This window comes from Clostridium carboxidivorans P7, assembly GCF_001038625.1.
Taxonomy (GTDB): Bacteria; Bacillota; Clostridia; order Clostridiales; family Clostridiaceae; genus Clostridium_AM; species Clostridium_AM carboxidivorans.
Map to the genome: position 1 here is coordinate 1,965,808 of NZ_CP011803.1, position 14,490 is coordinate 1,980,297.

Sequence of the window (14,490 nt, forward strand, 5' to 3'; positions counted from 1 at the left end):
TTTGACTAACGAAATGAATGTTACCTATTATCACAATTTATCATGAAATGATTACTTTAAAAATTGACCTGTTCACATTGACAAAGTTTGCAGCAGATTTTTTACCACCTTCCCTGTTTTTTGCAGTGATCATTATTTGCAATACTTAACATAAATTTAATGGATCAGTAAACATATATTAATCACTAAATAAGTTCAGCTGAGTTTTAGATAATACAAAAATATCCAAAACTTACTTAAACAAATATATTTTTGATGCCCTTGCCCACATCTTGCTTCTTATTGTAGAACTTTCAAAATATTATAATTTTGAATTTTCTTTTCATATATAATAATATATATTTCTCACTTATGCAACCACATGTATATATCTTTTTAAATTTTTAAGTGTTTTTTTTCATTATTTTCTTCTTTTCATACATTCTTTTATCTGCTATTTTTAAGAGCTCAGCAATATTAGTAGAATCCTTTGAGAACTCCGCAAGTCCATATGCAAATGTGATTTTTAGATATTTACTAAAGTCAAAGGAATAATTCTTTAATGTAACATTAATTCTTTCAATAATGTCAAGAACTTGAAGCTTGTCTTTATTAACAAATATCACTTCAAATTCATCTCCCCCGCTTCTTCCAAAAATATCATTATTATCAATTTCAGCTTTGAATATTTCTACAAATTTTACTAAAAATTTATCTCCAATATCATGACCATAATTATCGTTAACTGTTTTTAAATTATTTAAATCTATTATGCATACAACAAAAACTTTATTTGAAAGAACTGCTTCATTTATGGTTTTGACGAATAATTCTCTAAAATACCGTCTATTGCACAAACCAGTTAAAGTATCATACCTTGACATATATAAGGTCTTTTCTATTAATTGAGCATTTTTTAAAGCTATAGCAATTTCATTACACAAGTGCTTAACTAAAAGTTTATCCTCTTCTGAAAATTTACTATTATTATCTATATTAAATAAACTAATAAATCCAATTATTTTATCATCAATGATAATGCTGTTGCATAAAAGTTCAACAGGAACCTTATTAAACATGCTTTTCCAATGATCATATATATATTTTTTTCTAAATAGAAATTTATCCAGTTCACCTACTATTGTAGGATTATTCAATTTATCTAAATAATAACGCTGGTACACAGGTATATCTTCAATATCATAACTCATTTCCAATTGATCAAAAGAATACCCTTTTGAAGCCTCATAGATTAACTTGCTATCTCTTATAAATAAAATACTTCCAACTTGTGCATTGGGGATTATTTCCAAGGATTTTTCTAATATCATCTGAACAGAATTTCCAACTTCTTCAGAACTCAATGTTTGATTACTTATTTCCATCATTGAACTTGTTATATTTTTCATTTGTTCTATTTTATGTCTTTGGCATTTTAACAATTCATTTGCTTCCTGCAATTCTTTTGTAACTTCATTAGTAAGGTGAGTAAAGGCTCTAATTACTCCAATATCCTTATCATCAAAAAAACTTTTTAAGGAACATTTTTTATTAATTATTGCTTCTTTATTATTCCTTGATACTTGTTCTCCTTCTGAAAGTCCTAATATTGTCATAGTTGCATTTAATAATTGATTTGAATTATTACCAGTAAAAAACTCTCCATAAGTAAAAAATCCATAAGCAGGAGCTATTCTATTTAAAGGTATTGTTTCCAATTCAATATTATTTTGCATGAAAGATCTTCTTATAGAACATGAATAAATAAATACACCTTCTATTGGCTTATTTTGTAAACTACTAACTATGTTTAAAGAATTATCAATTATCATATTAACATTACCATAACCAAATTGAACCTTGTCACCAGTTTCTATATTTCCAAGAAAAGTCATAGATCCATCATCATGACATTTAAAAGGTACTCTAGCTATATTTATATTATCTTTTTTTATTATTAGAGGAAATTCTGTAGCAGACATAGGTAATTCTTCAGCTACTTTATCACCAAGATACTTTTTATAAATATCCATAGTTTTTATATTATTTATTGTAAAAATTCTATTATTTATTGCTTTAGTAATGGTCATTAATTTTCCAATGGAACACCAACAAAAGCTATATTCAGTAGTAACATTAAGTTCTCTACCCGTAAGAGAAGCAGCTGCAACACCATTTTGTATAATTTTTTCTTTTGTGAATACAAACGTTTTCTCAAAATATCCATTATCACTAGCTTTTCCACCACAAACTATGATATTAGAATTTGCTTTCTGTATTCCTTTAATTATGCCATGTCCACTCATTAACAAACCTTCTGAAAATAAAATAATAACCTTTGTGTTTTCTTCAACTAAATCCTTTACAATACAGTTTCCTAATTTATTTTCATTGTCATGGTTGTTTAAAATTTTTGTTTTAACTTTGGTTTTTTCAAAAATTGAAAAAGATATTATAGTAGCTTTAGTACAAACTTTCCCTTCAAATATTTCTCCAGCGGTTGTTGAACCTATAATTTCTGCTTGAGGAAGTAAGGAGGTTATCTCACTTATAATTCTTCTAATAAATTCAATTTCAATTACTCCAGTAAAAATTTGAATAAGAATATTACATTCAGTATCTATATTTTTACTATAAATAAAAGATTTCATTTTCATAAAATCAGTATATATAAATCCATATTGTTTCATACCGCACCTCCTAATAAAATAATTATCTTAATCCTCAAAATATCTAATTCTAATTATAGTACAAAATTTTATAAAATTATTATATCACATTGCAATAATGTAAATATAATAATTTAACATTTTAATGTAGTTTATTTATCAAATCTTATAATAAAGAGAAATAAGCTATACTATACCTATTTTGTAAATTTAGTTAGGTATAAATATAGCTTACTTTATTATATTTATATTATTGAGGTCTACTTATAAACATCTGACTAAACATATTGCTATAAGGTCCACCTTGTCTTATTCCTATTCCTATATGAGTAAAATCAGGATTTAATATATTTTTTCTATGCCCTGGAGAATTCATCAATGCATTTTCAGCATTTTGAACACTCTGGTTACCAGCAATATTCTCACCAGCTGCAACATACTTTATTCCAAAGGATTTCATCATATCAAAAGGACTTCCATACTTAGGTGAACTATGACTAAAATAGTTATTATCTATCATATCCTGAGCTTTAATTCTAGCTACATTACATAATTGAGTATCAACCTTTAATGCAGGCAAATTATTTTGAGCACGAGCATCATTTACCATCTTTATCATCTGCTGTTCTCCAGAACTTAAAGTACTGGAATTTGTTTGTGCACTTGGTGTTTTTGGTATGTTTGTTCCTTGTGCAGCACCTCCAGTAGTACTTCCTTGCGGTGCTGTTGCAGTATTATCAGGTGTAGCTTGAGGTTTTTTATCATCAACTACCACAGCTTTGCCTTGTTCTGTAGGTATAAAACCAATTGAATTGTCAGGAAGCTTTACTGCATACCAATCTTGAACCTTACTAACTACATCATAGGAATTTCCCTTACTTGTTCTTTGTATTACAGGTGCATCATTAGCACAGCTTCTTCTTATACTGGTATTGTCATCAGTTATTTTTATTCTTTGAACATTTTCTGTTCCATATGCCGAAGATTCTACTCCGCCAATAGGTTGTGCTTTCTTTGGCATAGCAGCATTTTGCCTAGCTGTGCATCCAAATAGAGAAAGGGATAATATACATATAGAAAAAATAGATATTTTCTTTTTCACTGCATTTCCACCTTTCTTTGTAAATTTACATTATTTAATGAACACCTATATTATTAGTAGATATTATGTATTTTATTTATGTAAGTTTTTACACAATAAATTTATAAAATCAAAATATGCAAATTTATCTATAAATATATATTTACATATTTTAATTTTATAATTATTATATAAATATACATATTTTATGTAATTGGTTTGTTACACTAATTAATTTATTAAGAACAGTCATAAAGGAGTTGTTTATATGGACAATACTGAAAGCATTAAAAATATTAATACTCATAAAAAAGAACCATTATTATATGAAAAATCTAGAAGAAAAAAGGTTGCATTAAAGAGTGCTAGAGACTATCTGGAATTTAATGAATTGATGAAAAAGGAATTGAACACCTATGGAGAAAGAAGAACCAATGATTTGTCCGAACTAATATTATTAGTTAAAAATGTTTTATTAATGACCTCAGACGATGTGAATTTAGAAGCCCTAAATTATTCGGATACTAAAATTCCTATAATAGATTACAATATCAATATTGAAAAAACTCAACTGGATTTAGTTTTAATAAAGGATTCAGAAATTTGTAAAAAGACTATAGACTTTGGAAAATGTTCAGGTACATATATATGTTCTCATAGAATAAAAAATTCTAAATTATTAAGTATAGGCATACCTTATTCAAACATACCAGGATACACTATATATATAATTTATTGATATATACTTTCTAATGTGTTGATGGACTAGCTGTTCTAATGCTATCATAATTTAAGAATTATATTTTTTATTCATAAACTTTAAGATTGCTATAATTAATTAAGCTCTTAGACTTTTCATAATTATAGCAACCTTAATAACATTTTATTTTGTAAGTATTGGCAGTGTATTTGCAGCATGAGGCATCAAATAAGTTTTAATATTTTCTCCCTTTTCTTTATACACTATTTTCAAAGCTTCATCTACAGTTTTTACAACAGTAATATTAGCATTTTTAACTAACTCCTGCTTAATATTCGATACCAAAATCACTTTAAATTTATAAGCAGTTTCACACATGCAATATGCTATAAATTTGCCAATTGAAAAATTATTTCTAACAAATTTTTCTCTGTCAAATATATTATCATAGTTCAAAATCAAATCTTGAATTTCTTTTCCTCCCCCAAGGCCTTCTCTACACTCTAGAAGTGCAATCATATATCCACCTTCATTTATTGCTTCTCTAGCATTTGTCAATGTTTTTGTAGCTTGGTACAAATTTATGTCCTTTGGATATCCTCCTGAACTTGCAATTACTAAATCAGCCTTTTCTTTTATACCTACTCCATCTATATTCTTTAAAATTTCCATTCCCTTTTCATGAGCAGCTATATAATTTCCTGCTACAGCAGCAGCTATTTGCCCTTCTGAACCCATTACTACATTAAACATGAAGGTTGGCCTTACAAAGCTAGCAGCCTGAAGCATATCCTGATGTACAGGATTGTTTTCTATACCACCTGGATATACACCATCTCTTATACTTTCACCTAAATTATCATTTAAGGAAAGTGAATGATTCTTCATTATAGTTTCTGCACCAGATATACCTGGTAAAATAGTTTTCTTTCCGCCTGCATAACCTGCAAGTAAATGATATACTATACCACCTGTTATTACTATATGATCACATTCCATGGCAATTTTATTTATGTAAACAGAATTGCCATAAGTAGTTTCCCCAAGATATACTAGATTATCTTTATCATAACAATCATGATCTATAACCTCAAATCTAGCTGCAAGTTTTTCTCCAAGCAATTTTTCATGCTCTTCTCTTGTTTGCTTTCTGTGCGACCCCAATGCACTTATAAAGACTATGTCTTTATCCTGAACTCCACCAGCATTTATTTCTTCTACTACTTTATTTAAATATTTATCTGTTTTTTGCCATGCTCTAGTAACATCTGGAATTACCACACATACTTTTTCTCCTTGATGTACAAGTTCTTTAAGTCTGGCACTCCCTATTGGATTTTCTAAAGCCTCTTTAATAATTTCATCTTCACTTTTTTCTTCTTTTAACTTATTAGATTCAATTACCCCAATTAAATTTTTTTCCTCTACACATATCTCCATAGATGTGCTTCCATAATTCATTTCAACCTTTTTCATATTAAAAATGCCCCCTTTTATAATGTAATTATTTAAAAATCAACTTCTAATGATTCATAAATTTAATTTTCACTTAATGCCACTTCAATTCCTTCCACAGCATTAATTGTTTTTCTATCAAACAATGGAGTTATTAAGAATGTTATAAGACAAACTATCCATTCTGCATATATGACATGAGGTAATATCCTTACTGCTGGTACTAACTGCCATACTACTAACACTATAATTCCTGCTACTGCTGTATTAAATGCTGAATTTTTTCTACAAATAGATGGTACAAATGTTGTAAATATAAATACTATACTAAAAGCAGTAGTTAAACTTAAAGCCATCATTAATAAACTCAATATTCCCTTTGCTTGAATAGCTATAAAGAATGTTACTACTCCTAAAATTACTACAAAGAATTTAGTAATTTTCATAAGTTCCTTTTCCCCTATATTTTCATTGACAAATCTCTTATATATATCTTGTGAAAATAAAGTTGCTGAACCCAAAAGCATATTGCAAGCTGTTGATATATCAGCTGCCCATAAAGCTGCTAAAGTTATACCTGCAAGTAATGGATTTAAAGATGTAATAACCATTGGAAGTGCCATAGTAGCACTTACACCTGGATATGACACTCTAGCAACCATTCCAAGCATTGCTGCAAAGAAACCAATAGGAATCATTAAAAGCCCTCCTATTATGTATCCTTTTCTTGCAGCATCTGCATCCTTTGCACAAAAGGAAACTTGTACAACACCTTGAAGTGAAAAACATTCTGTTATCATTACTATAAACCATACTATTATTGTAGGCAACCCTAATCCATTCACTGGATGAAAATAAGTAGCTGCATTTGGAACTTTTAAAGCCATATTATGAATTCCACCACTAAAAGCTACTGCTAACACTGTAACTACAATGACTCCCATATATTTTAAAGGTACATTAAATAAATTACAAAGTCCTGTAGACCACATACCCCCAATAAAAGTTATTCCTATGAATACAACTGCAGTAGTAATCATTCCTGTTTTCAATGTAAATACAGCTGGAAGTAATGAAGATAAAATTGCTCCTCCTGCTATATATTGAAGTGAAGTAATCATAAGTTGAATTACTATTTGTCCTATTACACAAACTATTCTTCCTTTAGTATCATAAAATCTTTCAAACATTTCTGGTACTGTGGAAACATTTAACTGTCTATATTTCTTTGCTCCTATTAACCCCATAAGAATAGAACCTACACCCCATGCAACAGTATACCATCCTGCTGAAAGTCCTACCTTATAAGCTTGTTCAGCTACACCTATAGTAGATGAGCCTCCTATAGCAAGCCCCACCATTGTAACAGTTATAAGGGTAGTATTTAATCCCCTGCCTGCCAATATATAACCTTCTGCCCCAGATGATGCTTTTTTTCTAGCATAAAAACTAATACAAAATAATATAGCAACGTAAATAGCTACAACTATAAAAGATATATTCATAAATAGCCCTCCTCATTTTATAATTTCAATAATTTCATATGTATTTATATAAATTTTCGCGAAATCTTTATATTCTTAAAAGTAAAATTATTTTTCAACACTGTATAGTGGTAAATTGAAAATATTAAAAAAATCATCTCTAACAAAGTTAGAGACGAAAATATCGCGGTACCACTCTATTTAATTATTTATGAATTTTGGGTATAAAAAAAGTACCTTGAAAAGGGACGAGTTCTTTCTCGCGGTACCACCCTGATTGATTACATAAATAATCCACTTTTACCTGTAACGTAGGTCTTACGCCATGGTCTACTTAATTTCAACCTGAAACTTAGGAATGAACTTCACCATGCTTCATCGCTAATTTGCACCAACCATTAGCTCTCTTTTTGAATCTGCACAATTACTCTTTCCGTCATCGCTTTTAAATTTACTACATTTATTGTTTCAAATTATAAATCATAAATTTTACTCGTGCAAGTCTATAGCAAGCTAAATATCCTTATGTAATCGTTAATTTATTCATTTTTCATTAATTTTCTTTGAATTTATCCAATTTATAATTATTTAAAATATCAATTACATTATTATAATATTTCTAACCACTACCAAAAAGTTGTATTAATTCTTCCTTTGATAACTTATTTATTACATTACTATTTTTAAGTTCTCCTGTGATAATATTATGAATTAATTCTTTTTTATGCTCTTGTAATAAAATGATTTTTTCTTCTATAGTTCCTCTTGCAACTAATTTAATCACCTCTACCACATTTTTTTGTCCTATTCTATGTGCTCTATCTGTAGCTTGATCTTCTACTGCTGGGTTCCACCATGGATCAAAATGAATAACTAAATTTGCTGAAGTTAAATTAAGTCCAGTACCTCCAGCCTTTAATGAAATTAAAAATACCTTTACTTTTGTGCAGCTGTTAAATTCATTTACTAATTTAATTCTTTCCTTAGATTTAGTCGAACCGTCTAAATAAAAATATTCAATATCATCTTCTTTTAAGGCTTCTCCTATTTTTTTGAGTACAGAAGTAAATTGAGAAAATAAAAGTACTTTTCCATCAGAGGTTATATGTTCTTTCACTAATGATAATGCCACTTTAAGCTTACCATTTCCTCCTTTATATTCATCAAATATAATAGATGGATCTAAGCAAATTTGTCTTAACTTCGTTAGATAAGAAAAAACCTCTATTTTTCCCTGATAATTATTTTTTACTTTTTCCCTAACACCCTTTATATAAGAATTATATATTGATTTTTGAGCTGATGTCATTTCAACTAATATCTTTTTTTCTATTTTATCTGGTAAATCTTCTACAACTTCCTTTTTAGTTCTTCTTAGAATAAAAGGTTTGATTAATAGCTTAATACTATCCAAATCACAATCATTATCCAAAATAAACTTTTTTTCAAAAACTTCTTTGGAATACAAATATCCAGGCATTACAAAATCAAATATAGACCAAAGCTCTACTAAATTATTTTCAATTGGAGTTCCAGTAAGTGCAAACTTTACTCTTGCTTTAATGTGTTTAACAGTTCTTGTGATTTGTGCTAAAGGGTTCTTTATATTTTGTGCTTCATCAATGATACAATAATCAAATTCAATATTTTCATATTTATCAATGTTATTTTTTAAAGTTCCATAAGTGGTTAAAATCACTTCATGTTCATCTATTATTTTTTCATAGTTCACACTGCTTCCATACGCAATTCCTATGTTTAAATCAGGTGCAAATCTTTCTATTTCATCTCTCCAATTATAAATTAATGATGTTGGAGTGATTATTAAAGTTTTCTTATTTTCTTCTGACATAATAAATGCTATTGTTTGTACTGTTTTACCAAGCCCCATTTCATCTGCTAAAATACCACCTAATTCTAATTCACTTAAATTTTTAAACCACTTTAATCCGTTAAATTGATACTTTCTAAGTTCTGTTTTTAAATTACTAGGTACTCTTACTTTGTCGTGATTTATGTCTTCAAGCCTAGATTCTATATTTTTTAATATTTCTTCCCCCCTAGTAAACTTAAAATTTCTATTCTTTAAGCCTTCTTTTAAATATAAAGCTTTATTTTTATCTATAATTATTGTATCCTCTATATTCTCATTAGCGCTTAATACTTGTATTAAATTAAATAAACTTATTATACCTTCATCTTCAAAATCTATAAATTCATTATCCTTAGTTTTATAAAATTTATTATTAGATTTATAGCTTTGAAAAATGTTATCAAATTCATTTGGGTTAATATCCCCAATATTATAATTAAGCTTAAAATATCCATCTTCTTCATACAAATTTAATTTTACATATGATGCATCGTAAACCTTATTTTTTAATCCTTCTCCTATAATAACATTACCTAATGAGTGTATGTTATCTTTACCATTTCTCAAAATATAGAAAAGATCTTCATCATTGCCAATAAACATAAATCGATTTTCTCTTTTTATAAATTTATAATATTCAAGCTTCATAATAACTTTTTCTTCTTTATTAAAATTTCTTATAAGCTTTTCTTTACTATCAGCATTTTCTAATATATTAAATTTGTCCTTATTATAGGTTATAAAAGCATCACAATAGACATTGGAATTTTCCTCATAAATAAAAAAGTCCAATTTAAATGAGCTAGACCCAAACCTCTTTACACTTTCTGAAACAGTAACATCTTTTGATATACTGCTAAGTAATGCAATAATTTTTTTATAATTTTCTATAGTCTTTCCATATAAAATTTCATTCTTCATTTCAAACTTGTTATACAAAGGAACATATTTGTTAATTTGACTATTTGAAGGCAAATAAATCTTATCATTAAAAAGATAAACATCTCTATTTTCATTTAAAGCAACAGGCAGCTTTTTATGGGTTGTTATCACAAAACACTCATTTTTTTCCTTAAGTGTGAAGCTAAGAGGTAAATTTTCATTTGTAACCAATGCCTTATATTCTATAGCATTATATTTAAATACAATCTTACTTCCACAAATACACTGCAGAAATTCTCTTAAATCATTAGGATTAATTACTAAATTTCTTACTGATGCCAATATTCCTTTATTTATGTGAATATATTCTCTAATAAAACATACAATTTTCATACTTTCAGAAGAAATACAATATTTAATGGGATTATAAATAAATTGACTGCTAAAAGGAATACTTGTTTTATTATCTATATGAGAAATAAAGCTCTTTATGTTAGTAATTAAATATTTATGTTCTTTACCTAATCTAAACTCCAATTCATAGCTAGTACTTCCCTTCCATGACTTACAAGTTATCTTTACATCTATATCTAATATAATTTTTTTACTATTTTCATATAAATCTTTTTCCAAAGCTTTTTTCTTATAAAAAAAGTTTAAAAATTTATATGCACTAGCTGTTAAATGTTCACACATAAATAACTTCTTACTTTGGGAAATTTCTTTAAAATCACTGCAGCTGCAGCTTACATCTTCTAATTTTTTATTCAATAAGTTTATTTTTATATATGTTTTAAATTTTCTTTCATTAGCACCTTGACTTACATCCCCATATATGTGATATGTATTATTTATATTTTTTCCCTTTATATTTGAAACCAATCCTTCTTTAAATATCTTTTCTCCGCTTTTTCGCATAAAATTAGATGATGGTTTGAAAATTATTTTTTCCAATTCCTTTAAATTCATTTTCTCACCACTTTCCTATATTACTTAAACCTTCTGAAATCTACAACAAATACTTAATACATTCTCTTTAATATCTGCTGATATACTACCATTCATCTTATGAACCAATCCCTTTACAATAGCAAGTCCAAGACCAGTTCCTTTTCCACTTCGTGTTTTATCTGCCATATAAAATCTATTAAAAATATTTTTCACATCATCTAAAGTCAAATCTTCAACAGTATTTTTTACCTGTAATATTGCAGTATTCTTTTCTAATTTTAAACATACTTCTACATTATCTTTTGCATATTTAACACTATTACTTAATAAGTTTTCAATTACACGCTGCAAAGATTTTTCTTCAGCTATAATATATATATTATTTTTAGGTATTTCTATTCTTGGATTTATATCTCTATTTATAAAATCAGTATATTTCCCTAATATGCATTCTTGTAATATTTTATTAATATTCAATTTTTCTAAATTCAATTCATAATCTAATGACTCTATTAAAGATAATTCATAAAAATCATTAAGCAAAACTTCTAGTGCCTTTGCCCTCTTTTCAGCTATATCTAAGTATTCCTTCTTTTCATCTTCACTTGTATTATCTAATTTTAAAAATTGAATATATCCTATTATTGATGTTAAAGGCGTTCTAAGGTCATGAGACATATTTGCAATGGTTTGTCTTAAGTCATTTTCAAGCTTAACCTTATTTGCCTCACTTTGTTTTTTTATTTGTATAATTTCATTTATTTTCTCAGCCAACTTTTCAATTTTTTTGTTTAATAATCCTATAGTTATCTTTTTATCCACTTTGTTTGCATTAATATATACAATCTGATTTGTTATGCTTTTTATTTGTCCTTCTACATAAAACAAACGAAAAGCTAAAAATACACATATAATTAATAAAAATATAATTATGTATACCACCTTGTCCCTGCCTTTCTAAAATAGAAATACAAAAACAGCACTAATATTCACAGGTATTAATACTGTTTTTATTAAAATTTCGCATTTATATTAATATATAATTCAAACATTTTTCTATTATTCACATATTTATTATATCCTACTTATAAACAGAATTAAACATAATTTATATAATTAATGTGAACTATTAATCAAGTGGATGGTATTATAAAACATTAAATTGGAGGTTTTTTAGTAGAATAAAATTGATATAATAAAACTATAAACAAACTTAGCTAAGCGAGTGATTATATGAAAATTAACATTGAAAGAAATAGTAAAACTGCTTTATACCTTCAAATTAAAAATCAAATAAAAGATATGATTTATTTAAAAAGACTTCCTTTAGATTACACATTACCATCTGAAAGAGAGCTTGCAAAAATATTACATGTTAATAGAAGTACAGTTGTTAAAGCTTATGAAGAACTTAAAGCTGAAGGTCTTATTGATTCACAGATTGGTAAAGGAACCTATATTGTTTTCTGCGATGAAAATACACTAAAAAATAGATCCACAAGCTTTAGAAAACATTTATTTTGGGATGAAATATACAGTAAAAATTCAAAAAACAATCATAATGATGTTATTAGTAGAATAATGGATATTGGGAATAATGAAATAGTTTCCTTTGCTGGTGGTATTCCATCACCTGAACTGTTTCCCAAAAATGAATTTCAAAAAGTTCAAATTAAATTATTAAAAGATGAAGTAGAAAACATGTTTTTACACAGTCCAGTAACTGGGTATAATGAACTAAAAAAAGAAATTAAAAATTTAATGCTAAATAGAGAAGTTAGAATATCTACTAACAACATAATGATTACTTCAGGCTCTCAACAAGGACTGGATTTAATTGTAAGAGCTTTTGTAAATCCTAATGATATAATTTTAGTAGAAGAACCTACATTCTTCGGTGCTATTCAATTATTTGAAGCTCTAGGTGCTGAAATTGTAGCAGTACCTGTTGATGAATATGGAATTCAAGTTGATGCACTAGAATACTTAATAAATAAATTAAAGCCAAAATTTATTTACAGCATTCCAAATTTTCAAAATCCAACTGGAATTACAATGAGTTTAGAAAGAAGATATGAACTTATCAGCATTATTGAAAAGTATGGTATTCCTTTAATTGAGGACGACCCTTATGGTGAACTAAGATATGAAGGAAAAGATTTACCTTCTTTAAAAGCTTTAGATAAAAATGATTATGTTATTTATTTAAGCACATTTTCAAAAGTCATTTCTCTAGGTCTTAGGGTTGGTTGGATCGTTGCACCAGAGAGAGTAATAAATAAATTAAGTTCATTTAAACAATTAACTGATTTGCATGTAAATACCTTAAGCCAGCACATGATATGTGAATTTCTAAAGCAAAGCTACTATGAAAATCATATTAAAAGAATAAAAAAAGAATATACCTTCAAAAGAGATCTAATGATTAAAGAATTAGAAAAAAACTTTACAGAAGTGGAGTTTTACAAACCACAAGGAGGATTCTATTTGTGGTGTAAGTTTCCAAACAGTATTGATTTAAATTTACTATTAAAAAAATCAATAAAGAATAAAGTAAATTATATTCCCGGAAATTCTTTTTATGCTAAAAATAAAGAAAAAAGCAACTTTATTAGACTAAATTTTACTTATCCCAAGAGAAAAGAAATAGTTACAGGTATAAAACGATTAAGAAATAGTTTAGATGAAATAATTAAAAAGGAGATGTACTAGTTGAAAAAAATTGGTTTGATTGGTGGAATGAGCTTTGAATCATCCCTAGATTATTATAAAATTATAAATGAAACTACTCAATTAAAATTAGGAGGACTTCACTCTGCTGAATGCTTAATGTATTCAGTGGACTTTGAAAGAATAGAAGTGTTGCAGCATGAAAATAAATGGGAAGAGTTAACTGATATTATGGTGAATATTGCTAAAAAGCTTAAAGATGCAGGTGCAGATTTTATTGTAATATGCACCAATACAATGCATAAAATGGCAAATGCCATAGAAAATAGAGTAGGAATAAAAGTTTTACATATAGCGGAAGCAACCGGTGAAAAAGTAATTGACAATGGATTAAAAAAGGTTGCATTACTTGGAACAATATTTACCATGAAACAAGATTTTTATAAAAAAGTGTTAAAGGAAAAATTTAATATTGATGTAATCATTCCAAATGAAGCTGATAGTGAAATAGTTCATGAAATTATCTATACAGAATTATGTAAGGGAATAATAAATGAATCTTCAAAAGAAAAATATAAAAAAATAATAAAAAATCTAGAATTAAATGGTGCTGAAGGAGTAATATTAGGTTGTACAGAAATACCTCTACTTATAAAACAAGAAGATGTTGACATTCCAGTTTTTGATACAACAACAATACATGCTGTTTCTGCAGTTGAATTTGCTTTAAATAAATAACATCTAAA

9 protein-coding genes and 1 other annotated feature are annotated in these 14,490 nt (G+C 27.3%); of the genes, 3 read left to right on the forward strand and 6 right to left on the reverse strand.

Annotated elements, in window-relative coordinates; all coding sequences use genetic code 11:
• Positions 1-383: 383 nt before the first annotated feature.
• Both Ccar_RS08440 and Ccar_RS08445 read right to left on the reverse strand, forming a co-directional pair.
• On the reverse strand, positions 384-2,669 hold the full coding sequence (locus tag Ccar_RS08440; protein ID WP_007064677.1) for a sensor domain-containing diguanylate cyclase: 2,286 nt from the start codon (positions 2,667-2,669) through the stop codon (positions 384-386).
• Positions 2,670-2,898: 229 nt separating this feature from the next.
• Positions 2,899-3,750 (reverse strand): CAP domain-containing protein, encoded by an 852-nt coding sequence (locus Ccar_RS08445; RefSeq protein WP_007059079.1) that lies wholly within the window; start codon positions 3,748-3,750, stop codon positions 2,899-2,901.
• A gap of 247 nt (positions 3,751-3,997) precedes the next feature.
• Between Ccar_RS08445 and Ccar_RS08450 the strand changes: the two genes are divergently transcribed.
• On the forward strand, positions 3,998-4,468 hold the full coding sequence (locus Ccar_RS08450) for a hypothetical protein (RefSeq protein WP_007059078.1): 471 nt from the start codon (positions 3,998-4,000) through the stop codon (positions 4,466-4,468).
• Positions 4,469-4,612: 144 nt separating this feature from the next.
• Here Ccar_RS08450 and Ccar_RS08455 read toward each other — a convergent pair whose 3' ends face one another.
• The 4 genes from Ccar_RS08455 to Ccar_RS08470 form a co-directional block, all read right to left on the reverse strand.
• The gene (locus Ccar_RS08455) at positions 4,613-5,905 is read right to left on the reverse strand and encodes a lactate racemase domain-containing protein (protein WP_007059077.1); all 1,293 of its coding nucleotides are present in this window, start codon (positions 5,903-5,905) and stop codon (positions 4,613-4,615) included.
• 62 nt (positions 5,906-5,967) lie between these two features.
• Positions 5,968-7,389 carry a sodium:solute symporter family protein gene (locus Ccar_RS08460; RefSeq protein ID WP_007059076.1) on the reverse strand — a complete coding sequence of 474 codons (1,422 nt, stop codon included), beginning with the start codon at positions 7,387-7,389 and terminating at the stop codon, positions 5,968-5,970.
• 220 nt (positions 7,390-7,609) lie between these two features.
• Positions 7,610-7,817 (reverse strand) — a binding site (T-box leader).
• 170 nt (positions 7,818-7,987) lie between these two features.
• Positions 7,988-11,092 (reverse strand): DEAD/DEAH box helicase, encoded by a 3,105-nt coding sequence (locus Ccar_RS08465; RefSeq protein ID WP_007064676.1) that lies wholly within the window; start codon positions 11,090-11,092, stop codon positions 7,988-7,990.
• Positions 11,093-11,116: 24 nt separating this feature from the next.
• Positions 11,117-12,016 (reverse strand): sensor histidine kinase, encoded by a 900-nt coding sequence (locus tag Ccar_RS08470; protein ID WP_007059074.1) that lies wholly within the window; start codon positions 12,014-12,016, stop codon positions 11,117-11,119.
• 291 nt (positions 12,017-12,307) lie between these two features.
• Between Ccar_RS08470 and pdxR the strand changes: the two genes are divergently transcribed.
• Both pdxR and Ccar_RS08480 read left to right on the forward strand, forming a co-directional pair.
• Positions 12,308-13,786 (forward strand): MocR-like pyridoxine biosynthesis transcription factor PdxR, encoded by a 1,479-nt coding sequence (gene pdxR, locus Ccar_RS08475; RefSeq protein WP_007064675.1) that lies wholly within the window; start codon positions 12,308-12,310, stop codon positions 13,784-13,786.
• Positions 13,787-14,482, forward strand: a complete 696-nt coding sequence (locus Ccar_RS08480) for an aspartate/glutamate racemase family protein (protein ID WP_007059071.1) — start codon at positions 13,787-13,789, stop codon at positions 14,480-14,482.
• Positions 14,483-14,490: the final 8 nt, after the last annotated feature.